24 protein-coding genes and 1 pseudogene are annotated in these 25,700 nt (G+C 47.3%); 12 read left to right on the top strand and 13 right to left on the bottom strand.

Going from position 1 to position 25,700, the window contains the following annotated elements; translation table 11 throughout:
- Window positions 1-79 precede the first annotated feature (79 nt).
- The 5 genes from AB432_RS29765 (at window position 80) to AB432_RS29745 (ending at window position 5,210) form a co-directional block, all read left to right on the top strand.
- Window positions 80-781 carry a response regulator transcription factor gene (locus tag AB432_RS29765; RefSeq protein ID WP_048036003.1) on the top strand — a complete coding sequence of 234 codons (702 nt, stop codon included), beginning with the start codon at window positions 80-82 and terminating at the stop codon, window positions 779-781.
- A complete protein-coding gene (locus AB432_RS29760; protein WP_048035384.1) occupies window positions 774-1,880 on the top strand; it encodes a sensor histidine kinase in 1,107 nt (368 codons plus the stop codon). The genes AB432_RS29765 and AB432_RS29760 overlap by 8 nt, the downstream gene beginning before the upstream one ends.
- Window positions 1,881-2,031: 151 nt before the next feature.
- Window positions 2,032-3,294 carry an efflux RND transporter periplasmic adaptor subunit gene (locus AB432_RS29755; RefSeq protein ID WP_048035383.1) on the top strand — a complete coding sequence of 421 codons (1,263 nt, stop codon included), beginning with the start codon at window positions 2,032-2,034 and terminating at the stop codon, window positions 3,292-3,294.
- 12 nt (window positions 3,295-3,306) lie between these two features.
- Window positions 3,307-4,026, top strand: a complete 720-nt coding sequence (locus AB432_RS29750) for an ABC transporter ATP-binding protein (RefSeq protein ID WP_048035382.1) — start codon at window positions 3,307-3,309, stop codon at window positions 4,024-4,026.
- The gene (locus AB432_RS29745) at window positions 4,023-5,210 is read left to right on the top strand and encodes an ABC transporter permease (RefSeq protein WP_048035381.1); all 1,188 of its coding nucleotides are present in this window, start codon (window positions 4,023-4,025) and stop codon (window positions 5,208-5,210) included. The genes AB432_RS29750 and AB432_RS29745 overlap by 4 nt, the downstream gene beginning before the upstream one ends.
- A 148-nt stretch (window positions 5,211-5,358) precedes the next feature.
- Here AB432_RS29745 and AB432_RS29740 read toward each other — a convergent pair whose 3' ends face one another.
- Window positions 5,359-5,907, bottom strand: a complete 549-nt coding sequence (locus AB432_RS29740) for an NADPH-dependent FMN reductase (protein WP_048035380.1) — start codon at window positions 5,905-5,907, stop codon at window positions 5,359-5,361.
- 105 nt (window positions 5,908-6,012) lie between these two features.
- On the bottom strand, window positions 6,013-7,905 hold the full coding sequence (locus AB432_RS29735; protein WP_048035379.1) for a serine hydrolase domain-containing protein: 1,893 nt from the start codon (window positions 7,903-7,905) through the stop codon (window positions 6,013-6,015).
- Between the two features lie 219 nt (window positions 7,906-8,124).
- Here AB432_RS29735 and AB432_RS29730 point away from each other — a divergent pair, with 219 nt between their 5' ends.
- Both AB432_RS29730 and AB432_RS29725 read left to right on the top strand, forming a co-directional pair.
- Complete coding sequence (locus AB432_RS29730; RefSeq protein ID WP_048036002.1) at window positions 8,125-9,906, top strand: helix-turn-helix transcriptional regulator; 1,782 nt, start codon at window positions 8,125-8,127, stop codon at window positions 9,904-9,906.
- Window positions 9,907-9,967: 61 nt separating this feature from the next.
- On the top strand, window positions 9,968-10,309 hold the full coding sequence (locus tag AB432_RS29725) for a zinc ribbon domain-containing protein YjdM (protein WP_007720328.1): 342 nt from the start codon (window positions 9,968-9,970) through the stop codon (window positions 10,307-10,309).
- A gap of 65 nt (window positions 10,310-10,374) precedes the next feature.
- Here AB432_RS29725 and AB432_RS29720 read toward each other — a convergent pair whose 3' ends face one another.
- From AB432_RS29720 to AB432_RS29675, 10 genes are all read right to left on the bottom strand, one after another.
- A complete protein-coding gene (locus AB432_RS29720; RefSeq protein ID WP_048035378.1) occupies window positions 10,375-11,439 on the bottom strand; it encodes an alpha-helical endospore appendage domain-containing protein in 1,065 nt (354 codons plus the stop codon).
- Between the two features lie 206 nt (window positions 11,440-11,645).
- Window positions 11,646-13,517, bottom strand: coding sequence for a glycosyltransferase (locus AB432_RS29715; protein ID WP_048035377.1), 1,872 nt, complete (start codon window positions 13,515-13,517; stop codon window positions 11,646-11,648).
- Window positions 13,518-13,543: 26 nt separating this feature from the next.
- Window positions 13,544-14,467, bottom strand: coding sequence for an MBL fold metallo-hydrolase (locus tag AB432_RS29710; RefSeq protein ID WP_048035376.1), 924 nt, complete (start codon window positions 14,465-14,467; stop codon window positions 13,544-13,546).
- Window positions 14,468-14,495: 28 nt separating this feature from the next.
- Window positions 14,496-15,311 carry a hypothetical protein gene (locus AB432_RS29705; RefSeq protein WP_048035375.1) on the bottom strand — a complete coding sequence of 272 codons (816 nt, stop codon included), beginning with the start codon at window positions 15,309-15,311 and terminating at the stop codon, window positions 14,496-14,498.
- A 34-nt stretch (window positions 15,312-15,345) separates the two neighbouring features.
- Complete coding sequence (locus AB432_RS29700) at window positions 15,346-15,720, bottom strand: alpha-helical endospore appendage domain-containing protein (protein WP_235617578.1); 375 nt, start codon at window positions 15,718-15,720, stop codon at window positions 15,346-15,348.
- Between the two features lie 58 nt (window positions 15,721-15,778).
- Window positions 15,779-16,132: an alpha-helical endospore appendage domain-containing protein gene (locus tag AB432_RS29695; RefSeq protein ID WP_048035373.1), complete on the bottom strand. Its 354-nt coding sequence runs from the start codon at window positions 16,130-16,132 to the stop codon at window positions 15,779-15,781.
- A 227-nt stretch (window positions 16,133-16,359) separates the two neighbouring features.
- The gene (locus AB432_RS29690; protein ID WP_048035372.1) at window positions 16,360-16,665 is read right to left on the bottom strand and encodes an alpha-helical endospore appendage domain-containing protein; all 306 of its coding nucleotides are present in this window, start codon (window positions 16,663-16,665) and stop codon (window positions 16,360-16,362) included.
- A gap of 253 nt (window positions 16,666-16,918) precedes the next feature.
- Window positions 16,919-17,677 carry a hypothetical protein gene (locus tag AB432_RS29685; protein WP_235617577.1) on the bottom strand — a complete coding sequence of 253 codons (759 nt, stop codon included), beginning with the start codon at window positions 17,675-17,677 and terminating at the stop codon, window positions 16,919-16,921.
- Between the two features lie 2 nt (window positions 17,678-17,679).
- Window positions 17,680-18,381 carry a glycosyltransferase family 2 protein gene (locus tag AB432_RS29680; protein WP_048035371.1) on the bottom strand — a complete coding sequence of 234 codons (702 nt, stop codon included), beginning with the start codon at window positions 18,379-18,381 and terminating at the stop codon, window positions 17,680-17,682.
- Window positions 18,338-19,192 (bottom strand): class I SAM-dependent methyltransferase, encoded by an 855-nt coding sequence (locus AB432_RS29675; protein ID WP_048035370.1) that lies wholly within the window; start codon window positions 19,190-19,192, stop codon window positions 18,338-18,340. Before AB432_RS29675 ends, AB432_RS29680 begins: the two co-directional genes overlap by 44 nt.
- 171 nt (window positions 19,193-19,363) lie before the next feature.
- Here AB432_RS29675 and AB432_RS29670 point away from each other — a divergent pair, with 171 nt between their 5' ends.
- The 4 genes from AB432_RS29670 to AB432_RS29655 all read left to right on the top strand — a co-directional run bounded on the left by AB432_RS29670 (window position 19,364) and on the right by AB432_RS29655 (window position 23,772).
- A complete protein-coding gene (locus AB432_RS29670; protein WP_048035369.1) occupies window positions 19,364-20,512 on the top strand; it encodes a glycosyltransferase in 1,149 nt (382 codons plus the stop codon).
- A 214-nt stretch (window positions 20,513-20,726) separates the two neighbouring features.
- Complete coding sequence (locus tag AB432_RS29665) at window positions 20,727-21,695, top strand: ABC transporter substrate-binding protein (RefSeq protein ID WP_048035368.1); 969 nt, start codon at window positions 20,727-20,729, stop codon at window positions 21,693-21,695.
- A gap of 86 nt (window positions 21,696-21,781) precedes the next feature.
- Complete coding sequence (locus AB432_RS29660) at window positions 21,782-22,792, top strand: FecCD family ABC transporter permease (protein ID WP_048035367.1); 1,011 nt, start codon at window positions 21,782-21,784, stop codon at window positions 22,790-22,792.
- The gene (locus tag AB432_RS29655) at window positions 22,789-23,772 is read left to right on the top strand and encodes a FecCD family ABC transporter permease (RefSeq protein WP_048035366.1); all 984 of its coding nucleotides are present in this window, start codon (window positions 22,789-22,791) and stop codon (window positions 23,770-23,772) included. Before AB432_RS29660 ends, AB432_RS29655 begins: the two co-directional genes overlap by 4 nt.
- A 50-nt stretch (window positions 23,773-23,822) precedes the next feature.
- Here AB432_RS29655 and AB432_RS29650 read toward each other — a convergent pair whose 3' ends face one another.
- Complete coding sequence (locus AB432_RS29650) at window positions 23,823-24,368, bottom strand: GbsR/MarR family transcriptional regulator (protein ID WP_048035365.1); 546 nt, start codon at window positions 24,366-24,368, stop codon at window positions 23,823-23,825.
- A 243-nt stretch (window positions 24,369-24,611) separates the two neighbouring features.
- Here AB432_RS29650 and AB432_RS29645 point away from each other — a divergent pair.
- A pseudogene (locus AB432_RS29645) lies at window positions 24,612-25,699 on the top strand (putative 2-aminoethylphosphonate ABC transporter substrate-binding protein).
- The last annotated feature ends 1 nt before the right edge of the window (window position 25,700 follow it).

Here is a 25,700-nt window from a genome sequence, read left to right as displayed (position 1 = left end):
AGCTCTACGTGTGATAACAGAAAAGTTATTTCATACCTGCTATAATGGTAGGAAATGTATACAAGGGATGGGAAAAACGATGAAGCACGTCACCATATTGATCGCCGACGATGAAGCGGAGATTGCTGAGCTCGTTGCCTTGCATGTGAAAAAAGAAGGTTACCACACAATAATCGCAGCGGATGGAAAGGCAGCACTCCAAGCTGTACAGACCCATTCGATTGATTTGGCGATCCTCGATATCATGATGCCTGGGCTGGATGGCTATGAGGTCACCCGGCTCATTCGCGAACAGCACAATATGCCGATCATCTTTTTGAGTGCCAAGACATCCGATCTGGATAAAATCTCGGGCTTGGTGATGGGCGCAGATGATTATATGACCAAGCCATTCAATCCAATGGAATTAGTCGCTCGTGTGAATGCCCAACTGCGGCGCTTTAAGCAGTTGAATCAACCAGCAGTAGCAGTAGCGAGTAACAAGGTCGTAGAGGCAGGTGGACTTATCATTTATCCAGAGCAGCGAACCGTGAGCCTGTACGGAGAAACGATTGAGTTAACACCGAAAGAGTTTGATATTCTCTACCTGCTGGCCAGCTATCCAAAGAAGGTGTTTAGCGCGGATAATATTTTCCAGCAGGTGTGGGGCGAAGCGTACTATGAAGGCTGCAATACAGTCATGGTGCACATTCGCACCTTGCGAAAGAAGCTGGGAGAAGAAAAAACCAAAAACAAGTGGATTAAAACGGTCTGGGGAGTAGGGTATTCCTTTCATGGCTAAGATGATACGGAGCTTTCGGTTCCAAATGGTCAAGCTTCTGGGCCTAAGTCTGCTTCTATCTGGTGCGGTTACGTATGTGATTTTTAAAACGCTACAGTTTTACTATCGAACACAGGTAAGGTTTGAAAGCTTGTTGACGCCGATTCGCTATTTTATGCGAGAAATAGGGGACATTTACTTCTTTCTGATTATTTTTGTTCCACTAGCCATACTGTTTTTCTTCTTGCTAACCAAACGGTATGCCGTCTACTTTCAGGAGATTTCCAGAGGAATTCATCATCTTGCAAACGGCGACTTTACCCACCATGTTCAAATACCGTCGAACGATGAGTTCGGAGATATTGCCAAGGACATCAATCTGGCGGGTGAAAAATTGCAAGAAGCCGTACAAAGAGGAGATTTTGCCGAAAGCAGCAAGGATCAGTTGGTTTTAAACCTGGCGCATGACCTGCGGACGCCACTGACTTCTGTTTTAGGGTATTTGGACATCATTTTGCGGGACGAGCAGTTGACAATGGAACAAGCCCGACATTACACGAATATTGCTTTTACCAAGTCGCAGCGTTTGGAAAAACTGATCGATGAGCTCTTCGAAATTACGAGAATGAACTACGGCATGCTCACCATCCAACAGAATCTGATTGACCTGAGTGAATTACTCATGCAGTTAAACGAGGAGCTATATCCTTCTTTGGAAAAAAATCAGTTGGAAACCAGAATGAATGTGGCTTCACGATTGACGGTTTGCGGGGATGGCGAGCTCTTGGCACGTGTTTTCGAGAACATCATGACCAATGCCATCCGTTACGGGCACGATGGTCAGTTTGTTGATATCAACGGTTTTCTTGCGGGTGACGAGGTCGTTGTACAGATTATCAATTATGGAAACGAAATTCCCGAGGAAGAGCTGCCGCATCTTTTTGAGATGTTTTACACGGGTGACAAGGCCCGAAGTCATCAAAACGGAAGCACAGGTCTTGGGCTGTTTATCGCCAAAAATATCGTCGAGCGCCACGAAGGGACGATTTCTGCGCAAAGCAATTTGATCCGCACCGTTTTTGAAATACGCTTACCTTACGAACAGACGACCTCACTTTAAAAAAATTTAAGGATTACCCCACTTTTTCTTTTAACAGTTTTTCTTATCCTGATCGGGTGACGAGCCAGGGTGGAACCTGTAATAGAAAAAGTGGGGTTTTTTGATTGGCTAAGAATGATCGGGGTTTAAAGTTTTTGGGGAGGTAAGGAATATGAAAAAACGTTTGTGGATCTGGCTGGGTGTGGGCGTGCTTGTGGCCGGGTTCGGCGGCTATGCAGCTTCTTCGGGAGAAAAGAAGAATGGCATTCCTGTCATGTTATCAACGGTGGTAACGGCCGATTTGGAAAGCACGATTTTGACGTCGGGCATGGTCAAAGTACGAAATGAACATACATTGTTCGCCAACTATGCAGGCGATCTGCGGAATTTCTCCATCAAGGAGGGAGACAAAGTGACGAAAGGGCAGGTGATCGGCAATATCGACATGTCCGATGTCAGCAATGAAATCATGGATATCGAGGCGCAAATCACCATTCAGGAAGCGAATATCGCAAGGCTCTCCAAAGGTGTGGAGCCTGAGGAAGTCACGAAAATGCAGGAGCAGCTTGCCCAGCATGAACGCGAGTACCAAACGGCATTAAAAGATTACCAGCGAACGCAATCGCTGTTTACCGCAGGCGTGTCTACCCAACAGGCTGTAGAGGAGGCGAAGCAAAAGCTCCAGACTGCGGAATCAAGAGTAAGAGTCGCGAAGCAAGATTTACTTTTGAAGCAAAAAGGGCCAGACAAGGCAGAGATTCGCTCCTACGAGGCGCAAATTCAAAAGCTGAATTTGGAAAAAGCAAAATATGAAAAGCAACGTGTGCAAAGCAGCATCGTGTCTCCGATTGACGGGACGGTGCTCTCCATGAAGGTGAAACAAGGGAAGTACCTAAGTAAAGGCGAGGAAATTCTCACGGTTGGAGATACCAATGATGTTATGGTCGAAGCAGGAGTCGGAGAATCTGACTTGCGTAAAATCAAAATCGGACAGGATGCGGTGGTCTCAGGCATTTCCTTAGGCGGAGAACAGTTGCAAGGTAAGGTGTCGCGCATATCTCCTATAGCTGTAACCAGCAAAGAGCGGGATGGAGAGAGTACGAGAGTGCCGGTCGCTGTCAATCTGAATGAGACGAGGGAGTATTTGAAGCCAGGTTTTCACGTGGATGTGAACATCGTCCTGCAAAAAGCAGCAAACGCCATGCAAGTCCCCATTGAGGCGGTCGTGACGGACCAAGATGGATCTTCTTTTGTCTGGGTAGCGGAAAATGGCAAGGCCAAGAAGAAAAAAGTGACGACTGGAATTGAAAGTGAATTGTTTATCCAAATTGAAAGCGGATTGGATGGCAGTGAAGAGCTGGTAGCGAATCCACCGGAAACCTTGCAAGAAAATGAAGTGATCTTCCAAGCATCTCCCGAAGAGTTTGCGGGGTAAAGGAGGATACATATGCTGAACATTGAGGGGTTAACCAAACAGTACAAGACGGATGAGCTGGAGCTGTTCGCTTTGCAAAATATCAATATCCACGTGGCTCAAGGTGAATTCGTGGCGATCGTGGGACCTTCTGGTTCCGGAAAATCGACGTTTATGAACATGCTGGGCTGTCTGGATCGGCCAACCTCCGGAGCGTATGTCTTGGATGGAATTGATGTTACGCAGTTGAAGGATAGTGGGCTGGCGCAAGTACGCAATCAAAAAATCGGCTTTGTCTTTCAATCGTTTCATCTGTTGCCACGTGCTACTTCGCTGCGAAACGTAGAGTTGCCGATGATGTATGCGGGCATCGGCATGACAGAACGCAAAAAAAGAGCGAAAGCGGCGTTGCAGCGTGTCGGACTCGGCCAGCGGATGGATCATAAACCAACGCAACTGTCCGGCGGTCAAAGACAGCGGGTAGCTATCGCCAGAGCGTTGGTTAACCAGCCAGCCATTTTACTTGCTGACGAGCCGACAGGGAATCTGGACAGTCGTTCCAGCATCGAGATCATGGCGATTTTTCAGGAGTTGCATGCGCAAGGGGTAACGATTCTCCTCGTCACGCACGAGGCGGATATCGCTCAGCATGCCGAGCGCGTCATTACGTTTCGAGATGGTCATATCATCCGAGATGAGCGAGTGGAGAAGCGCTTGTTTGCTACTCCGTCCGAGGAGGTGATCCTCACGTGAATTTACTCGAAAGCTTTCGTACGGCTCTAGAAGGGATTGGGACAAATAAGCTGCGTGCTACCTTGACGATGTCTGGGATCATCATCGGAATCATGTCTGTTATTGCTGTGATTACACTAGGAAACGGCAGTCAACAGGCCTATAACGATCAGTTGGAGAAGCTGGGTGCAACTAATTTCAGCGTTTATTTTGGCTGGGACCCGAGGCAAGGAAGCAAACTTACTGATTTGACAGTGGAGGATGCTTATGCACTTCCCCAACAATCGCCCTACATTGAAGCGGCCGTGCCGTTCGCCTCTTATTATGGAACGATTCGTGGCCCAAAAAAGGGGCAGGACGCAAATATACAAGGAACAAATGAGGATTTGTTAAAGGTTCAACCAAACTTGAAAATAGTTGCAGGCAGATATTTTACTAAGAGGGAAGTAAGAGAGGGGAAGCCTGTTATCGTTTTAACCGAAAAGTTAGCGGCAGGGCTTTTCGGGCGTGAAGACCCGATTGGCAAGCGTTTGACTTATGAAACAGCATCAGTCGTCGTTATTGGCGTGGTAAGGGAAGCCAAGCTGATGGTTGACAATGGTCGATCCGAGGGTGCCTATGTGCCGATTACCTTTCTGCACAATAAAGACGGGTTGAAGATGGTTCATACGATAACCGTAAAAGCCAAGTCGAAGGAAACGATGGAAGCAGCCAAGAGGCAGACAGAGAAGTACTTAAACCGCAGGCACGATCGCGAAAATTACTACCAAATCGATAGTATCGAGAACGCACTGGGGGAGATGGATTCCTTTTCCGGTACGCTCACCACGATCTTTAGCGTCGCAGCTGGGATTGCGCTGTTTGTCGGTGGGATTGGCGTCATGAACATCATGCTCGTATCCGTCACGGAGCGGACGCGGGAAATCGGCATTCGCAAGGCGTTAGGGGCGCGTTACGGAGATATTATGCTACAGTTTTTGATCGAATCGATGATCGTCTGTCTGATTGGTGGAACGATTGGCGTGCTGCTCGGCATCGGGACAGCCATGTTTGCCTCGCAATATGTCGAAGTGCCGCCGCTACTATCGTGGGAAAGTATCGTAATCGCCTTCGGGTTCTCCAGTGCCATCGGTATTTTCTTTGGGCTCTACCCGGCTCATAAGGCAGCGAGGCTCCATCCGATTGATGCGTTGCGATATGAGTGAGGAACGAAAAAGAAATGACTAGCAGATATCGCTGCTAGTCATTTTTCTAACGTATAGGAATTTATAAAATAAATTCCGGAGCGCATGGAAACTTTCCGCTAAAACGCGGTCGCTCCTCCTTGTAAAGGCCTCGATAGAGGTTTTCTTATTAGTCCCGAACCGATTGTAATGCCGTTGACCAACTGATCACTTGATTTAACATGTCGTTTACATGTGGGATGTGCAATTCGGATGGTTTAAAGACCGTGTAATTTTCAAAATCCGTAAATAGATTGAAGGCAGGTTGTGTACGAACATCGGCAACCTGCAATTCCCCCAGGATTCCACGTAAGTGCTCTGCTGCACGAGTTCCGCCTGATGAACCATAGCTGACGATACCGGCCGCCTTGTTGTACCATTCCTTGCGGGCGAGGTCGAGTGCGTTTTTTAATACCCCTGTGATGCTGTGGTTGTATTCGGCGGTAACGAATACGAATCCATCCAGACTGGATAGCTTTGCCGCCCATGCGGCTACTTGTTGCTCACCGCTCGGATCGCCAAAGAACGGTAAGTGAAAGTCCGCAATATCAACGATCTCATACGCTGCGTCTCCTCGTTGATCGGCAACTCCTTTGAGCCACGCACCTACTTGGGGACTGACTCGGCCTGGGCGAGAGCTGCCCAGAATAATCCCGATTTTTAAGCTAGAAGTACTCATAGTTCGTTCCTCCTTATGCGGCTTAGTTTAATGGTAGTTCCTTGGATCAAACATTATGCTTAAAAAAATGCCGCAACTGTAAAGCTCAGTTGCGGCCTCGGAGTCTTATGAGTAATGAATCGAAAGAAAGTTCCAGTAAAATAAATAGCCAGTATACAGGATAGAGAGTACCGCTGCTGCGCCATTCGCTACCTTCCAGCGATCGCGCTCCTTGGCTGTTCCGATTCGCAGGATCAAATATGCGGCGGCGGCCAACGAAACAATCGGTAGGGATGCAACCACGACTTGGTAGAAGGCCGGATAGCCATAGACAAGCTCTGCGTTTGCATAGGTGAATTGGATGATAAAAAATATGCCATGAAGCAGAGCCATAATCGGAACGATCTTCGAAATGGCGTGCGATTGTTTGCGCCATTTGCGTAGCCCGTAACGAGCGATCCAGACGAGCGAAAGAAGGATGAACACGATTCCGGGAATCACATACAGAGCCAGGAGAACAGGTGGACTTTCGATGAAGGAGATACGAGGGAGCGAAAAGTTCATCGGTCCTGTCATATAAAATGTCCCTTGTTCCTCATGAAAATATAGCTGCTCCTCGCCGCCGATCTCTTGAAAGAAATGATCGTCTACCTGTACAAACTTTTTCTCAAGGGATTGCTGTCCTTCATTCTGGAATAAACCAGTCACGGATATCGTCTGCCCATCCAATGCCTTCACTGTGTACGGGTAGCTACTGAGCAGCCGAAGCCCTTTGCCCCAGCCATTCTCAGGCGTCAGGGTAAGCAGATATTGACCTTCCAGCTTTTTTATTTCGTCTATGGTTCCAGCAACAGGAGTTAGGGGCTTGCGGACTTGCTCGGTCAGTAGCTTGTCGGTAAACGCGTTCACGACCTTGCCGTGCAGCTCCAAGCCCGGATGCGTGGCGTTCACCGTAACAAAGATGCCGATTGATTCTGAAGGAATTAGCACCATTTTCGAGATAAAGCCATCAATCCCACCGTTTGCCCATAGGGTAGGAATGCCGTTTTTCGTCTCTCCTTTAAAAAAGCCGTAGCCGATTCCGTACATGCGCTTATGGGCCGCGAATTGCTGGGCATGCATAAGCTGGACAGTTTCTGGTTTGAGCAGAGATGTGCCGTTATAGCTGCCGCCAGAAAGATGGGCGATCATATAGGGGGCGAAGTCGACGGGTGTCATATTAGCAGCACCACTCCCTGGGAAAATAATCCCCGAGTAAGGAATCGTTTGATAGCCGTTTCCGTCGTAATAATAGCTTTTAGCCAGCTTGCTACTGTCTTGTGGGAGATACAATTCGGCGGAATCCATACCTAGCGGGCGGAAGATATTCTCCCGCATATAGTCATGCAAAGATTGGCCGGAAGCTTGTTCGATTACACTTCCTAACAATCCGGTGCCCGCATTACTGTATTGAAATTTGCTCCCTGGCGTGAAAATCGTCTCCTGCATCTGAAGCGTTTCATTTACGGTCTCGGTCGAGAATTCCGGTATCACACTCTGGCGGTTGTCTCTTTTATAAATCTTTTCATCTAGACCGGCTGTATGTGTGAGCAGGTGGTGAAGTGTGATCAGGCCGTAACGAGTATTGGTAATTTTGTAGTCTTTTAGGACAGTATTCAAATCTTCGCGTAAGGAAAGCTTGCCTTTTTCCACGAGCTGCATCGCTGCAGTAGCAGTAAGCGACTTGGTCACGGAACCGATTCGAAACACCGTACGCTCAGGATCAACGGGGATTTGCTGTTCGACGTCGGCAAAACCATAGCCTTTTTTAAAAATGATGCGATCTCCCTGGGTAATGACAATGGCTGCACCTGGGATATGCAAGTTGTGCATTTCCTTTTTCATGAGGGGATCAACTACTTGTTCGATGGAAGGAGTAGTAAGAGGGGAGCGAGCATTGACCACAGATAGGGGCTGTATCAGCATGAGGCAGGATACGAGCAAAACGGCAAACCATTTTCGTAGAGCAAATAATGTCATGTTTCATCACCTTTCGCGTTTTGCGTCAGTCAATTGTTGTAAGCCAGCGACAGGGATGAGTATAGGACGATGAGTGTCACGGTGAGAAGTAACAGAATGTCATGGTTTATCGTGATAGTAGCTGGGCGTCATCTGGGAATATAATAGAGAGAAAGTTTGGGTGTAGATGAGGTGTGCGAATTGCTTGCATTTGTTAAACGATGGTTATGGGTCGACTGGATGATCTTCACCATCCACTTTATGTGGGGATTGACGATTATTCTCGGTTTTGTCCGCCATCACGATCAATTGCCTTATCCGCTAGTGATGACATTGATCGTTTTGTTCTTCGTGCTTGTCGTCCCCAGTTGTTTGCGTCGATACTCTCGTAACCTATATTTGTTCGCTGAGATTATTTTGAGTGGAGGCTTGTGTATTGCCTTGAACTTCTTTTTTGAGGGAGTAAGATGGCAGTTTATCCCCATCGCTTTTCTCATCGGATATCACAGTGTGGGACGATCTTATCGCTGGACGGGACCATTGGCGATTTTGGCGATTCCGTTTCTTGTGGGCGAGGCAATTGGGTTTGATTTCGAGCCTATAGCCGTAAGCGATCTCATTGTGTACCATTTCGCGGCATATGCACTTGGTTTTGCCTTTCAATTGCTTAGCCGTATGCACAAGCAGAGCCTGATTATTCAAAACCAGAACCAGATATTGGAGCAATACGCTTCCCAGGTGGAGGAAATCACGCTGCTGGAAGAACGAAACAAAATGTCCAGAGAGCTGCATGACACGATCGGACATACGATGACATCGCTCATTATGGGGATGGAGATGCTTCGGTCTAAAATACCGGATACGGAGGCTAGCCGGCTGGACATGCTTTTGCAGATGGCCCGACAAGGTTTGGACGAGTCCAGAGGGATTTTCCACAAATGGGCTCAGAATGGCTATGAATCTGCTACGACCATGGAGTCCGCCTTCGTTGAATTGATCGGGCAATTTCCGGTGGCTACAGGGGTGTCCGTCAAGCTGCGTATGTACGGCGCTGAGTATGCGTTGAGCCGTTCCATGAAGCTGACTTTGTACCGCTGCTTGCAAGAAACACTGACCAATGCTGTGCGCCACGGAAAAGCATCACAAATTCAAGTGGGGCTATACTTTGAAGAAGCCCAGATTCGGTTGCAGGTAGAAGATAATGGGGAAGGAAATGGGACGATCGAATTCGGATTTGGTTTGCAATCGATGAAGGAAAGGCTGGAAGCACTTCAGGGACGATTATCGATCCATTGTATGGACGAGGGAGGTGTGACGGTCATTTGTAGTCTGCCAGCTATGCAGGCTGTACCAAGTGCAGGCATACGTATCCTGATCGTCGATGATCAGCCCTTTGTGAGGGAAAGTTTGCAGCTTGTTTTACAGAATCAGCAAGATTTGCAAGTTGTCGGGGTCGCAGAGAACGGCTTGATGGCACTAGACATCATTCCAAAAGAAAAGCCCGACGTCGTGCTTTTGGACGTTCAAATGCCTGTCATGGACGGGGCGAAGACATTACAAGCGATACGTGAGCGGTGGCCAGACATGCGTGTCATTATGTTGACGACCTTCGAAGAAACAGCCCTTGCGACGGAAACGCTAGGGAGTGGCGCGAATGGCTACTTGTTAAAATCGGTTAGTCCGGTCGAGCTCGTAGAGGCGATACGAGTTGTTCATCAGGGGGAAGCGTTGATTAACCATAAGATTGCGGATGTCCTTTTTAAAGAAATGCGCTTGCAGCAAGAAGAGCTGAATGGACTTCGCCAAAAGCAAGGACGCGAGTGTCCCTATGGGTTGACGGAACGGGAAAGAGGCATACTGGCCTCGTTAGTAGAGGGGCTTCGCATGAAAACAATCGCGGAGAAAATCTTTCTTTCTGAAGGAACGGTACGCAATTGTACCACAGTGATTTATGCAAAACTGGGTGTTAAGAATCGCGAAGAGGCCGTTAAAAAAGCACGGGACGAAGGGCTTACTGGTTAGGCCAGGTTTTCAGGCTAGTTTATGATAGAATGGACAGTATCGAATGGAGGTTATATCAAAGATGAGTCAATTGCCAAATTGCCCAAAATGTCATTCAGAATACACGTACGAAGATGGAAGCTCCTTGGTATGCCCGGAATGCAGCCATGAGTGGACGCTCCAAGCAGGCAACGATAACGGTGAAGATAACAAGGTCATCAAGGATGCGAATGGAAATGTCCTTAACGATGGCGACACAGTAACGGTCATTAAAGACCTCAAGGTAAAAGGAACTTCATTAGTTGTAAAAATAGGAACAAAGGTAAAAAACATTCGCCTGATTGATGGAGACCATGATATTGATTGTAAAATCGATGGTTTTGGCGCGATGAAATTAAAATCGGAATTTGTGAAAAAGGTGTAATGGACGAGGAAAAGCTGACTGCATGGTAGAGTGCAGTCAGCTTTTTTCATAATGGCAGGGCCTCGTTAAGTGAGACGATGAATGGACCAGACGATACCCTCGCCGCCTCCACCTAAGTTGAGGTTGATGGTCAATCCATTGGCAACATAGAACAAACCGAGTGTATCATCTGCATTGAGTTGAACGTCACCCGCGAGTGTGACGGTTCCTGTCCCCAGAATGGTTCTTAATGTGAGTACGAGCGCAATGTTTACGTTGAGAACAGGGAAATCACCGATAATGAGACTTGTTGCAGTAGGGGTAAGTCTCCGTACTTCAAATGCAGGGGTGATTTCCGGGTCTAAACTAACGGTAATAGCTGCGCTTGTTTCATAGTTAATGGTTGCTTTGATGGCGTAAGTTCCAGTCGCTGGTACGGTGTAAGTGCCAGTCACAGGGTTGAAACCTGGACTACTATAGTAGGGGCTCGCTGTTGACCAGTTAACTAATTGGGAAGATGCGCTAAGGGTTACCGTTGATAAGAAGGCGGAGAAGTTTTCAGTGGTGAAAGCAGGTCCAGTTGCCCCTGTTGCCCCGGTAGCGCCAGTTTCTCCGGTGGCACCAGTCGCTCCAGTAATCCCCGTCGCACCTGTATCCCCGGTGGCACCCGTCACACTAATGCCTGTGGCCCCTGTCACGCCCGTCGCTCCAGTAATACCAACGCCTGTGGCCCCTGTCGTGCCCGTCGCTCCAGTAATACCAACGCCCGTGGCCCCTGTCGTGCCCGTCGCTCCAATAGTACCAACGCCCGTCGGCCCTGTGGCCCCCGTATCCCCCGTTATGCCAACTGTGCTGCTGGATGGAACAGACAGGATATTGTCCAGTTTCGATTGCAATAGCATTTCTTTTCTCGTAACGTCTTGCAAGGTTTGGCGTACACTTGCATTCACCAGAAGAAGATCACTTAACGAAGCAGGAACAGTCAAGCCTGGTAGTGTACCAATGGCATATTGCAATCTTTCTGCTTCTGCATGAATAATATGCCCGAGGCTAAGCTCTTCGATGGCGATGGAAGTAAGGAGGAGATTGATAGCATCGTCTCTCGTTACAGTAATGGTGGGAGTAATATTGGGAATATTGGCTTGAGACATGGCATTCATCCTTCCTGTTCAAAAACTCATCACTATGGTATGAAGCCTTATCTGTGCGCGTGCCTGGCTGTATAGAAACAGAAAAAAGCCAATCCGATTTCCAGTTTGGCTGTTGTATTAACCGGTAAGCACCGTGCTCATCAAAAAATAGACCACCATTGCATTCACCCACAGGGTGGGTAACTTTTTCATGGTCACGAGGGGAGTTAGGTCAGAGACTCAAAATATCTTTTGTTGTAAAGAATGCTAGGGTGAGTTGGGTTATAAGAGTAGGCAATATCATTGTGGTGACGTGATTTCTCGTTATCCCCCATTTGAGAATAGCACAAGCAGAGTTGAAGATGAGGTAGCCAGGTCCAGGAAACGTGGTCGATGTGTGCGAGCTTTTCGGCAGGTCGCTCTACTTTTGTAGCGAGATCATACCAAAAAATTGCCAGCGGCCAATTTTTATCTTCGACGTGAAAGGCTCCGATCTGACAGCACGCTTCCGCCCGTGGGCGATCGTAGTTGAACGTACGATAGAGCGACGACAGAACATTTTGTCTCTCGTATAGATGGGAATAGCAACTCGCCAACTTCAAGCAAGCGTTAATGTTGTCCTCTACCCAGCCTTGTTGGGTGTTCAGGAACTTCGTGTAAAAAGTAATGGCTTCTTCATGATACTGATTGTCGCGTAATTCATTCGCATAATAGTACAAGTCCCGTGGAGAGAATTCTTCCCCTTTGGCATCCCTGCGTCGATAGATTTGCAGATTGCGGTCCGTGTATTCCTTCTGCTTATTATGCGTGATGGATATGTCACTGTTGATGACGTTTCCGCTCACTTCCAAATACTCATGGACAGGTCCGATCCAGCGAAAACCGCGGTCGCGTTTTACGAGGCGATTGCGGCGAATGCTGTATGCCACATTCCCATTGCTGTCTACAGAAAGGTTGTAGTTCATCGTGACACTGTCGATGCTGTAATTCAACGTAAACTTCAACTCGCGGAAGAGCTGCCGATCTTTCTCCAGAAGGATATCGTCTGCATCCAGCCACAAAATATAGGGGCATGTTGCCTTGCTGAACGCATAGTTGCGTGCGGCTGAAAAATCATCAATCCACTCAAAATCATAAAGGGTGCAGCCATAGTTGGACGCAATTTCTTTCGTGCGGTCTGTTGAACCCGTGTCGACGATAATGATTTCCTCGACGAGATCCGCAACGGTTGAGAGGCAACGCTCCAGAGCGTCTTCTTCATTTTTGACGATCATGCATAAACTGATTGAAATCTGACTCGATTTCCCCGCTGTCATACCATTTTTTTTGCGATACTCACTTACTCCTGCCAGATCCGACTGACGGTAGATGTGGTACCCAGGAAGATGCGTATCCACATGTAAAGAAAAGCCCATAGCTACAGCCCGAACGCAAAAATGCCGATCTTCTCCCCAGAACGACAAGTTCGCTATTTGTTTAAAGCTGACGCCTGCCTCCAAGACCTTTCGATGGATTAACGTGCATGCACCGAGGCCGCCTACCTCATACACACCCGGTTTACGCAGCATCTCTAAAAAGTTTTGGTTCTCCGCTGATTCAGTTGCGCCTTCACGTGTCAACGTGTATTGGTCCATCAGCCAAACTTGAGGAAGCTCAATCGTATCAGGCTGCCAACGTGTCCAGTAAATGTTGGAGATAATATCTTTATTGGCTTGAAGCAATTGTTGCAGGGTATGAGGGTGTAAAACGAGATCGGAATCGATCAAAAACAAATAATCGAACCCCTCTTTGAGCGCATAGGAGATAATCGTATCTTTCATTTCCGCTACTTTCCAAATATTTCGTTCCGTCCAATAATGAGTCATTTCATTTCGGACATACGTGTCATCGTCTGTGTTTTTGAGGATGACGGTTCGTTTGTTCTCCTTCTCGAAATCAGCCAAGAGTGAACTGGATAGTGGGTCTTTGTTATCGTCAATGAACATGTAATGAACCAGTTCGTTTTTGGTAGTCAGCTCCGTGAGGGATGGAAGGAATTCCTCCAAAATGATCGGGAATTGTTGAATGGGACTACCGATTAAAATACGTTTTTTTCCCATGGTACACCCCCATATATAGCCTTTGTTCACGTGGTTGCCGCAGGTTTGCTAAATAGCAGTAAACCATTGTCCACTTTTGCGACAATTCGGTTCTCTTGCTGTAGCTCTTTTAAATAAGAACGGATAATCGAAGTAGTCAAACCGTAGCGGTGCAAGTCATCTTCAAACTCATACTTTTTCATGACTTTTTGGACTACTTGTTCGAGAGTGCTTGGCTGCTCATGAATCCATGCTTCAAGAAAAGCAGAGGTGTCTTTCATAAGGGTGAGATGCTTGTTAATTAAACCTGTGACTGTCTTAAAGGGTCCACCATGGTACAGCACATAAGCGTTCAATTTCATCGTCGAGAGCTTCTTGAAGCTTCTTCTGGCAGCACTCGGATCGTTAAAAAAAAGGAGATCCTGCTTGTTCAATGTTTTGGGACCAAATAAGGCATCGCCGCAATAAAGGACATGATCAGGGGTAATAATGCCGACCATTCCCGGCGAATGTCCAGGCAAGGAGACGATTTTGAATGGAATGGAATGGACGTGAAAGATACCATCGGTAGATGGCAGATAATCTGTTACTAGCGCATGAGCATTCCTTTTGTTTTGATCAGGCTCCGTATCAGCCCCTCTACCTGCGTCGAAAACGAAAGGCTCGAGATGCGGATTTTCAATGAGATAGGAGGCGAGATGTGTCGCGTAGATGCGAAGGTTGGGGAACCTCTTTTTCAAATAGAGATTGCCACCATAATTAACAGCGTGACCATGTGTATGAACTACGGCAAGGATTTGATACCCTCGATCGCTGATTTTCGTACATACTTTCTCGATAACAGTGGCATTCGGTCCGCTATCAATGCAAACAGCGGTTTTGCTGGACCTATCCAAATAGACACCGATCCCGTATTTACCGGAGACTACATAACTATTGCCGGCCACTTCGATCAATTCCAAACGATCCATATCCCTTACTCCTTCATTAGATTCAGGTTCATATGTGGATGACCTTGGTGACATTGCCGATACGTACTTTTACGGAGTTCGGTACAAAGGGAGGCTTTGCAGGTGCAGACACTCGCTTTGCCTGCATTTTTTTCTGGCCTCGCATTTTCGCCACGTTTGTTACAGGCTTGGGACGCTTGGGTTTGCTTTTGTTTTTATCGGGAGTAGGGATGGAGGCAGCCTGTGCTACTAATGGGGGTTTTGAACGTACTGATTTCCGGTTGTTGGCTGTATCAATGCGTGCGTTGTTTGTGAGCAATGGAGGGGTTGGGGGAGGCATAGGTGGAGCGTCAGTAGTTTTCGTTTGCTCACCTGGATCCAGCAGTATCGGTTCGTCGCATGGTAATTCTTCTTCCAGCTCCAATTGGATCGGCTTGTCGTAGTGGGAATTCTCTTCCGGTTCCATAGACTTTGCTTGGTGATGGGAATGGACTTCTATCGAGTAAAACGATTGTAATTGCCGCAGATGATTTTCAATCAAGGTGGCGATTTGTTTATGTGGAAACCCCCATGTCTTTACCAATTCCGATAACTGGGCAATCGCAGCAAGGACATGTGTGTACATTTCACTAGTGGGATGGAAAGGGTTACGCGATTCAAATAGGAGGCTGTGAGCAATCTGCTTGTTATGTATGTGGGTATGCAGTCTGACGAGCAGATTGAACATCGTTGATATTTGGTAGCCAAACAGCATGAGCTCGTAATCTTTGGCATGATGAAAGCGGGATTCCAATCCTTTGACCAACTGGACGATGGAATAGGTCAGCTTTAGAACGGTTTGGTCATCGATACCTCTGTTCTTCATGGCAATTGACCTCGAATTCTGAAATGATCAATCGTTAATAGTCGATGGTGAAGTCGTCTTCCAATTCATCCCCGAAATCGGATTCTTCCATCTCAAAATTTGATGTAAGCGCCACAGGGTACATGTGAATGGCTGCATCCAGCTTTTTTAACAAAAGCCACTCAGCCATCAGAACCGAATCCAGAATCGAAATGACTGTACGATTAAAGGTGATGATCTCATCATTAGAGGGGGTGTTGGGGAAGTCCAGATTTTTGCCAACGAAAGCAAGGGCTTTGTCAGCTTCGGCGTTTAGCAATCTGGACAAGGCTTCTTCCTCTAGGGCAATAGATTGCAGCAAATGACTCAAAGCTTCTTCGCGTGTAGGCACATCGTTTGATGGAACTTTATCCCGTAAGGTCATCATCATCCCTCTTCAATAAAATTATGATCCCGTGAAAAGCAGTGTAAGTAGTGAGGGCTATTCTTTAAAGGCATGGAAGGTCGGGTAAGTCAGGTAAGTCATCGTGCTGATGATCATGATTATTTTGCATCTGTTGCATCTGCTCCAGCTTGATAATATCCTCCAGCCTGAATTGTAGGAGCATCTCGGTCTTGATGACATTGCGCAGCATTCGTTCTACGCTGTTGTTTAAGGTAAGCGCATCATTGAGCGAGAGGCATTGCTCCTTCACTATCTTTTGGATCTTTTCTCCCTCTGCATTAATAATGTGAGAAAGTCCGATTTCCTCCAGCGCAATGGAGGTGAGAAGCAAATTTAATACTTCGTTTCGTTTCAATATGATTTCCGGTGTTATATTAGGGACCGTGGGCATTGTCATCCGTTATCTACATCCTTTATGTGTATGATTTTGGATACAAAATAAGACTAGCCCAAAGAAGAAGGCGATCTGCTTCCCTTTATTTGCACAGAACGCCTTCGGGCAAGTTTCTTGCAACAAAAACGATAGAATCGTCATAGGATCGCGTGATTGATAGTGAATAAATGGAAACTTCCTCGCAGTACATGTTATGTAACCGCGATCTTAATATGACAACTTAATCGTATTCAGGTGCCCGGGATAATGTTAACCACACTTTCCAGCTTGAATTGCGAGAGCATATCTTTTTTGATGACATCTTGCAGCGTTCTGTGAACACTGTTGTTAACGGCAAGAATGTCAGAGATGGTGGGGACGACCCCAGGCGTAATCCCTAATGTACCTACCACAAATTGGAGTTTTTCTGCCTCTGCATTTATGATTTGCGCCAAAGCCAATTCTTCCAGAGCAATGGATGTCAGCAGTAAAGAGACGGATTGCTCAATCGTAACGGAAATTGTGGGGGTAATGTTAGGAATGGTAGGTTGAGACATGAGATCACCTCTTTGAAGTAATGGGTAACTATTTTACTCGTTCGGCTATCGCTTATTTCTAAAACGTGAGCGCTAGCTATTCCCCCCTTCGTTTTAACTACGGTAAGTGTATGCATAGGTGTGTGTCCCACTGAACTGTTTATTGGTACACCATGCGCAAGGAAGAGAGGAAAAGGAAAAGCCCGGATCGATTGACCCGGACCAGTGGTATTCTGATAGTTTCCAATTTGAATGGCAGGAGCATATCTTTTTTTTATGATATTTTGTATCGTTTGACGAACGCTTGCATTGACGAGCAGGATGTCGGAAAGTGTTGCGGCTGGTTCGAGCCCTGGAGCCTTACCAATACCCAGCGACGATTTCCGACTATCTCGCGAAAAAGTTCTTCGTAGTGATAGATTTTTCCGAGATGAGCCAGAAAGGGATAGTGATCAAAATCATCTACGAGCACAAGCGCATCTGGTTTGAGCGTGTCAACAAATAGTGGATAGGCAAGAGAGCGACCGTTGCCATGCGGACCGTCTACAACCATGACATCTACAGAATGACCGGAAAGCGATAGTTGGTCCAAATCGGCGTAAAAGGCATTTTGAATGGAAAAATGATCGAATTGATTCTCGGGCACACGCTGTCCGATGGCAGGCCACAAGCTCCTGCTCTTTGCAGGATTGTCGTAGACCTTGTTCCATTCCTCTTCGGATAGTTGCTTCAAAGAGCTGGTCACCAAAGCGACATGCGGTACATCCCCTAGGCTCTCCTTGATTTCCTTTGCACGAATCGGATGATGCTCCACAATAGTTGCTTGGACCCGGAGCAGCTTAAGCTCGCCAAGTGATTTCCAAAACAGAGCGGAGTCACCCCCACCCAACTGAAGCACCTGGCACTCCTCATTTTCTTTGTTGATATGACGGCATGCATGTACGAGTGCCTGTTTATTCAACGTGAGTGAGTTGTATCGCCAGTGATTACAATTGGACTGCTGCAAGGCTTTTTCAATATCGCGAATGATCATCTTCATTCCACCCATTCCAGCAAATTGGGATGTTGATCCAAGATGGATTCATACTGTTCCTTCCAGCCATATCTGGCGTCGGGATCGAGGAGCTGATAACGGTTGTATTTGCTTTGTCTGTCTTCGAGTCGGGCCCAGCCGAAATGTTTCACGCGTGATGGATGGCACAGGTAAGGGAACTGGTTGATCGAGAGAGGAAATCTGCCGCAATGCTGAGAGGTTTCCCTCCATATATATAGGAAGTCAGGGCGGTACTTGACCATAAAAGGACGGTAGTAATGATGGGCGTTCCAATACTCATCTTCGCGATAATGCGCCTCGCTCCACATATCGTACAAACGAAAGTAGATCGCCTCGTATGTCTGCTGTTCCAAAATATCGGAAACCTTCGAAGGGAAGGAGCTATCCATGATTTCATCGGCGTCCAGATTCAAAATCCATCCTGGATCAGTCTGGATCGTTTCTTGCCATTGTTGTTTGCGCAAGGTGACCTCATTGGAAAACTGAGAGGTAGCGTTTTGAACCAGATGAAGCGGAATGCCCTTGAGAACCTCTCTACAGAGATCCACGGTATGATCGGTACTGCCATCGTCGATGATGACGGCTGCGTCAATAAAATCTTTATGTGCTTCCAACGCGCGTCTCAAATAGCGATTGTCTTCATTTTTCACAATCATGGAAAGAGTTAGTTTGGCTCTGGTCATCTACGTGCTGCACCTCCTGCGCTTGTCGTGTTGCAATGCAGAAGATTTCATGGATCGGTAAAGGTGTTTGCGTGGTCTTGCGCAGATGGTTTTCCAAGCGGTTTGTTTCTTCTCGAGAAAAGATGGAGAGAATCTCCCAGCCACCTTGATGAAGCAGTGAGATCAGATTGTCACGGGAGTAATGAAAGAGGTGGTCATTCTCGGTATACAGCGGGGAATACACCCCAAACAATTTATTGGTGAACGAATTTTTATTCGGCACACTAAAAATGATCTTTCCTCCTGGTTTCAGAAACCCCTTCAATTCTTCAAGGTATTGCTTCGGATGCGAAATATGCTCAAAGACGTGACAAAAAACGATGGCATCAAACGTACCCATGTGTTCGGGGGCGAGAACAGAGGAGTTCCATAACGAATGAACCAGTTGTAACCCATACCGGTCTTGGGCGTATGCGCATGATTGGTGTGACGGCTCCACTCCAACAACCTCCCACCCAGCCTCACGAGCAAGGAATAACAACTCTCCTGTTCCTGGACCTATTTCGAGCAGCTTCCCTTTTTCCGCAAACCACATATCGAGCAGCAATGTATGAAAGATCGCATGTTCCGTAAATGTATTTTTGGCGTATTGATCCCGCATGGAAACCCTACTCGCATCATAAATGTCGGCAACCAGCTGTGTCACGTTGACTTGATCGAGGTGAGGTTGAAAAACGAGATCACAATCTTTGCACGTAAGTAGCGAGAAGGTAGCGTACTGGTGGAAAAGCGCAACCTGAGAGCTGTTGCACAAAGGACATGAGTCATGCATGGATACGATCCCTGCTTTCTTGTGATATCTGCCTACAACTGCCTATGCGCGGCTCCAGCAAATGGTTCGAAAACCAAGGGAATGGTGCCGTTCTGAAAGGGGCAGTCCGCTCATAGAGTAAAGGGGGGATAGACACGATCTCAGTGATGTGGGTCAAAGGAGATGAGCAGCATGTCTGAGGCGCCCAAAATTTCCTTATGTATGATTGTAAAAAACGAAGAAGAGTGCCTTCACAAGTGCTTGGAAAGCGTGAAAGATCTTGTGGATGAAATGATTATCGTAGACACGGGGAGTACCGACAAAACGGTAGAGATAGGCAAGTCATTCGGAGCGGTCGTGCATTCGTATGAGTGGCAGGATAACTTCGCAGAAGCGCGAAACTTTGGACTGGAAAAAGCAACAGGCGACTGGATTTTGTGGATGGATGCCGATGAGGAAATGAATAAGCAAGACAGCACGAAATTAAAAGAGCTGCTTCGCGGTCAAGAGGATTCTCTTTTTTATATCCATCTAATCAATTACATTGGAGATGAATTAAATGAAGACGATGCTTTTCATATCGCTCACTCACGTTTGTTTCGCAATGGCATCGGTTTTCGCTTCCATTTTCCCATCCATGAAACGCTCAACGTAGAAGAGGTTCTTCCCAATCTGACTGAAGATCTCCATATTCAAATCTTGCCTGTACGGATATACCATTACGGCTACATGAATGAATTTACTGGCAGAAAGAACAAATTCGAGCGCAATATTCAGCTACTCATGAAAGAATTGGAAAAGGAGAACCACTCTCCATGGATTGAGTATCATCTTGCCAGTGAATTCTCACGGATCCAGGAGCATGAGAAAACGTTCAAGTTCGTGAATCTGTCTATTATCGGGTTTCTCGAAAACCATATGATGCCGCCTTCGCTTCTTTATAAGCTCAAATACTCTACGTTGATCTCGATCGGCAGTGCTGAGGGAGCGTGGCCAGGAATTGAAAAGGCCATCGAGATTTATCCTGACTACGTTGATTTGCATTTGTACAAAGGGATCATTCAGTATTTGAAAAAGGACTATAAACGAGCATTGATGACGTTCGATCATTGCTTGGAGCTAGGTGAGAGCAACATTCGGCATCTGACCTTGAGGGGATCGGGAAGTTTTCACGCCTGGTATTACAAAGGGCTTTGCTACGAAGGATTGGGTCAAGTGAAGGAGGCTGTGGCAGCTTATCAGTCGGCGATGGCGATGGCGGGGAATCATGCGCCTGCCAAGGAAGCACTGGAGAAGCTGAGCGCGACGACTAAAGTAAGTTATACGCCAAACAACAAATAGTATCGTGGCGAAAAGCCGTTTACGTCGATGGTTCAGGCGTAACGGCTTTTTTTCGTAATGGCAGAGCGTGAACAAAATGACGTTAATCACCTTTATTGCGGTAAAAGGTTTAATTAGCATAATGTTTCATTTGCGGGAGTGGATTGTTACAATAAAAAACGCATTTCGTCGGTAATAATAATCATTATCAATTACATCGAGTGAGGGACAAAAGATGAAGCGAACAAACGGAATAAAACGTCTCGGTCATATGCTTTGGACGCTTGCACTGGCAGGTACGGTATTGCTGACCGGGTGCGGCAGCGCAGAGCAAAAACAGCCAGCAGCAGGTCAAGATAGTGCACAAACCGCACAAAAGCGCATCGTGAAACACGAGCTGGGCGAAACGGAAATTACGGGAGACCCGAAAAGAGTCGTCGCGTTGGAGTACTCCTTTGTAGACGGGCTATGGGAGCTGGGAGTGACGCCTGTAGGAATCGCGCAGGAGAAGGATAAGGACGTAGAAGGATTGATCGGCAAAAAAATCGAGTATACCCCTGTGGGGACTCGCCAGCAGCCGAGTCTGGAAGTCATCAGCTCGTTGCAGCCGGATTTGATTATCGGTGATTTGAATCGACACAAGGACATTTACAAGGAGTTGCAAAAAATCGCACCGACGATCATTTTGAAAAGCCGCAACTCGACATATCAGGAAAACTTGAGCTCGTTTGCCACGATTGGGGAAGCGCTGAACAAGCAAAAAGAAGCAGAACAACGCCTGATCAAGCACAAGGAGATCATCGCAGAGTTTAAGAAGAGAGTACCTGCCGGGGATTCCCGCAATGTCATGCTGGGTGTATTCCGCGCAGATTCGCTGTCTGCACATGGTGCGAAATCGTTTGATGGCGAATTGCTTGAAATGATTGGAATCAAAAATGCGATTCAGGATGCGGCAGAACCAACGGTAAAAATCAGTCTGGAGCAAATGGTGCAGTGGGACCCAGATGTGATTTTCCTGGCGGAGGCTGATGATGCGCTGTTGAACGAGTGGAAGCAAAATCCGCTCTGGAACAATATCACCGCTGTCAAAAATCAGGAAGTACACAAAGTAAATCGTGACCTCTGGACACGCTATCGCGGACTGAAATCCGCAGAACGCATTGTGGAAGAGGCAGTGAATCTCTTATATAGCAAGGCAAAATAACATACGATGCAAATTCTGGAAAGACCGATCTTTGATCTGGTCTTTTCCGTGTTCCTGCACGTGGTAGTTGATCGAGGTGGCTTGTATTGCAGAAAACAACAACACGACAACGAAAAGGTACCTTTGTCCTCGTTACAATCGGGTTGGCAATCCTCTTGTTCATTGGGTTGTTGCTGAGCTTGTTTACCGGAGTAGCTTCGTTGCAAATTCGATCATTGGTGACGCATTGGCTATCGGGTGAATACTCCAAGGAGCTCTTGATTTTCCAAACCATCCGCGTTCCGAGAGCTGTGCTGGGAGCCATCATCGGGGCGAATTTGGCTGTGGCAGGAGCCGTGATGCAGGCCGTTACCCGCAATCCACTGGCATCCCCGCAAGTATTTGGCGTGAATGCAGGGGCTTGTCTGGTGGTCGTACTCGCGATTGTGTTTTTACCGGATATCGGGAAGGCCAATCTCATCTATTTTGCATTTGCTGGAGCGATTCTCGGGGGACTTGTTGTCTTTGGATTTGCAGCTTCCCGCGGGATGACCAATCTCAAGATCGCTTTGGTAGGAATGGCCATCCACCTGCTGCTCACCTCCATTACGAAGGGAATGATTATTTTTAACGAACACATCTCGAATGTATTGTACTGGTTGTCTGGCTCCATCAGCGGAGCGGCTTGGACGGATGTGCAATTGATTTTGCCGTGGTCGATGGCGGGACTCCTGCTGGCGATTTGGCTTTCCGGCTCTTTGTCTGTGTTTCGACTGGGGGAGGAAGTCGCGATGGGGTTGGGACAAAAAATCGCCCGCGTCCGACTGCTGTCTTATGGTGTGGTCGTTATTTTGGCAGGTGCCTCTGTTGCTGTCGCCGGAGCTGTCGGATTCGTCGGACTGATGGTTCCGCATATCGCAAGGAGGCTCGTGGGTACGGACTATCGGGTCGTTATCCCTGTGTCTGCGCTTGGTGGCGCTGTCTTGGTTACTTATTCCGATGTCCTGGCTCGCTTGATTTCCTATCCGTTTGAGTCTCCTGTAGGAATTGTAACGGCTCTTCTGGGAACCCCGTTCTTCCTGTACTTGGCGAGAAAAAAGGGGAGGGAAATGGTATGACTTCGAGAAAAAGCTCCCTGCTCCTGATGGGCCTCGGTGCCTTAGTCTTAGTGGCAGCATTGCTTAGCATGGGAATCGGCCCGATCTTTATCAGCCCTGATCAAATGATCCGGGTGATCATGGGAGAATCATCGTCGCTTACGTTTATGATTGAAAACTATCGATTGCCGCGGGCGTTGCTCGCGATTCTTGCCGGAGCGGGCTTCGCGATCGCTGGTGTGATTTTGCAAGGAATGATCCGTAATCCGCTGGCATCTCCAGATGTCGTAGGGGTAACCAAAGGCGCGGGCTTGTTCGCGGTTGTGGTCATCATTCTGTTTCCGACCGCTTCACCGCTACTTCTCCCGATTGTCGCGTTTTTGGGAGCACTGGCAGTAGCGATCGCCCTCATCTACTTCGCTCGGAAAAGCGGTGCACAGCCAACTACGTTTGCCTTGGTCGGCATGGGAGTAGGGGCGATCTGTCAAGCGTTGACGGAATTCATCATGGTGAAGTATCCGATGCAAGCCAATGATTCTCTTGTTTGGCTGGCAGGGAGCTTGTGGGGGAAAGGCTGGGATGAAATTTACGCTTTGCTGCCGTGGTTGCTCGTATTCATTCCCATCAGCTTTGCTATGCATCGAAAGCTGGACATTATCAGTCTGGATGAAGGCAGCTCCACGGGGCTCGGACTGAATGTCGTGCGAACACGCTATGTACTCTTGCTGCTCGCCGTTGCATTGGCAGGCGCCTGTGTAGCGGCGATCGGCTCGATCGGCTTTGTGGGATTAATTGCGCCACATATGGCGAGGAAGCTGTTCGGTCATCAGCATCGTTATCTGTTGCCAGGTGCGGCTGTTTTGGGAGCGTTGATTCTCGTCATTGCAGATGCATTGGGGAGGGGACTGAATCCTCCGATCGAGATTCCTGCGGGTATTGTGACGGCGGTCATCGGTGTTCCTTACTTCTTGTATTTGGTGCGTCAAGAGAAGAAAAAGTAAAATGAAAAGCCATCTTTTCCTCTAGCTTTGGAGAGAAAGATGGCTTTTTTCTATTCGGGCTCTTCTTCGAAAAAATCACCTTGTTCCAAGGCGTACACAAAGTTTTGCAACCATTCGTAATACTTTTTTGCATGTCTGAGTTTGTGCAAATCTTGGAGGGCGAGCTTTCGTTCCTCATCAGAGGTACTTTCCTGAAGGACTAGCTCGGTTAATTCAGGCAGTGCTTGGTCGATGGCACCGGTCATCACATCGACTTCACGCTGTAGCTTGAATGTGAAGAAGTTTTGAAACGCTGTGAAGAAGTTGGTCTCCGCCGCATATAGCTCTTTTCGCTCCTGTTTTTCCTCGAGCTTTTTGACCATGCGAGATTCCATTAAGGATCTCACCGCATAGCTCATGTTGCTTTTGCTCATGTTCATCTGTATTTTCATTTCGTCGAGCGTCATCGGACGATTCTCGAAGAACATGACACCGTAAAGCTGACCAGAAGAATGAGTGGCTCCATACAAGTCCATCGTTTCTGCAATGGCTTCGATCATTTGCTTACGGATATGGAGGCGTTTTTCTTCTGGTACATTTTCCTCGTTCAAAGACATTCGATTATTCACTTCCCTCTCGTGCCACCGTCATCATCATTTCGTTCAATTCTTTTTGTATGATACTTCCATTATAGCAAAAAGTTTTACTACACAGTGATAAAGCTATTGTTAGGAGTATTTACGTAATCTTAATGCTCAATTAACAGTGGTTTCATGGGCGAAACACAATGCGAATGTACAATATTTTTTGAACAGAGATGGTTTTTATCCGATACTTTTTTTCAGAAAAGGAGAATCACCATGAAAATCAAGTGGAATGTGATGGCAGCAACTTTGGTCGTTACGAGTTTGTTGGCAGGCTGCGGAGCACCGAAGACAGAGGGAACAGCATCGAGCAGTGGGCAAAACGGTTCGGAGGCTGCTGTAGCTAACGCATCTGGAGAAATCAATGTGTAGCAATTGAAGATGAACAGATCAAGACGTATCTGACTTCTTTCAAAGAGCAGTATCCGGATATCAAAGTAAACATCGTTCGTGACTCCACTGGCATCATGACAGCCAAGCTGATTGCCGAGAAGGACAACCCGCAGGCTGATGTGATCTGGGGACTGGCTGCTACGAGTCTCTTGGTGATGGATGATATGCAAATGCTTGCACCATATGCACCCAAAGGCGTAGATCGTGTACTGCCTGAATTCAAAGACAAGGCCAACCCGCCAAAATGGGTAGGCATGGATATTTGGGAGACAGCCATTATTGTCAACAAAGCAGAGATGGAAAAACGCAATCTGGCTATCCCACAGTCGTACGAAGATTTGGTCAAACCAGAATACAAAGGCTTAATCGCGATGCCTCACCCTGCTTCTTCTGGAACAGGCTACCTGACCGTCAACGCCCTGCATCAGTTGTACGGCAAAGACAAGGCTTGGGCATACATGGACAAGCTGCATGAAAACATGATGGTCTACACGCACTCTGGCTCCAAGCCAGCGAAGATGGCGTCCGCAGGTGAAGCGCCAATTGGTATCTCTTATGGATACAGCGGCATTCAGGAACAGAAAAAAGGAGCTCCAGTCGAAGTCGTGTTCCCGAAAGAGGGATCGGGCTGGGATATGGAAGCGAGCGCGCTCGTAATGAAAAAGGACATCAAGCCAGAAGCTAAATTGTTCCTGGACTGGGCGATCAGCGATGAGCCGATGAAGGAATACAACAAAAACTACGCGATTTTGAGCATCAAGCAAGAAGGAAGTCAAATTCCGGAAGGCTACAAACAAGACCCTGTATCGCAGTTGACCAAGCTGGACTTGTATCAAGCAGCAAGAGACCGCGAAGGCATTTTGAAAGAGTGGGAGCAGAAGTACGGCTCCAAGGCTGAACCGAAAAAGTAAA

Source organism: Brevibacillus brevis, assembly GCF_001039275.2.
In the GTDB taxonomy this organism is placed as follows: Bacteria; Bacillota; Bacilli; order Brevibacillales; family Brevibacillaceae; genus Brevibacillus; species Brevibacillus brevis_C.
This window is presented reverse-complemented; position numbering and strand designations above follow the sequence as displayed.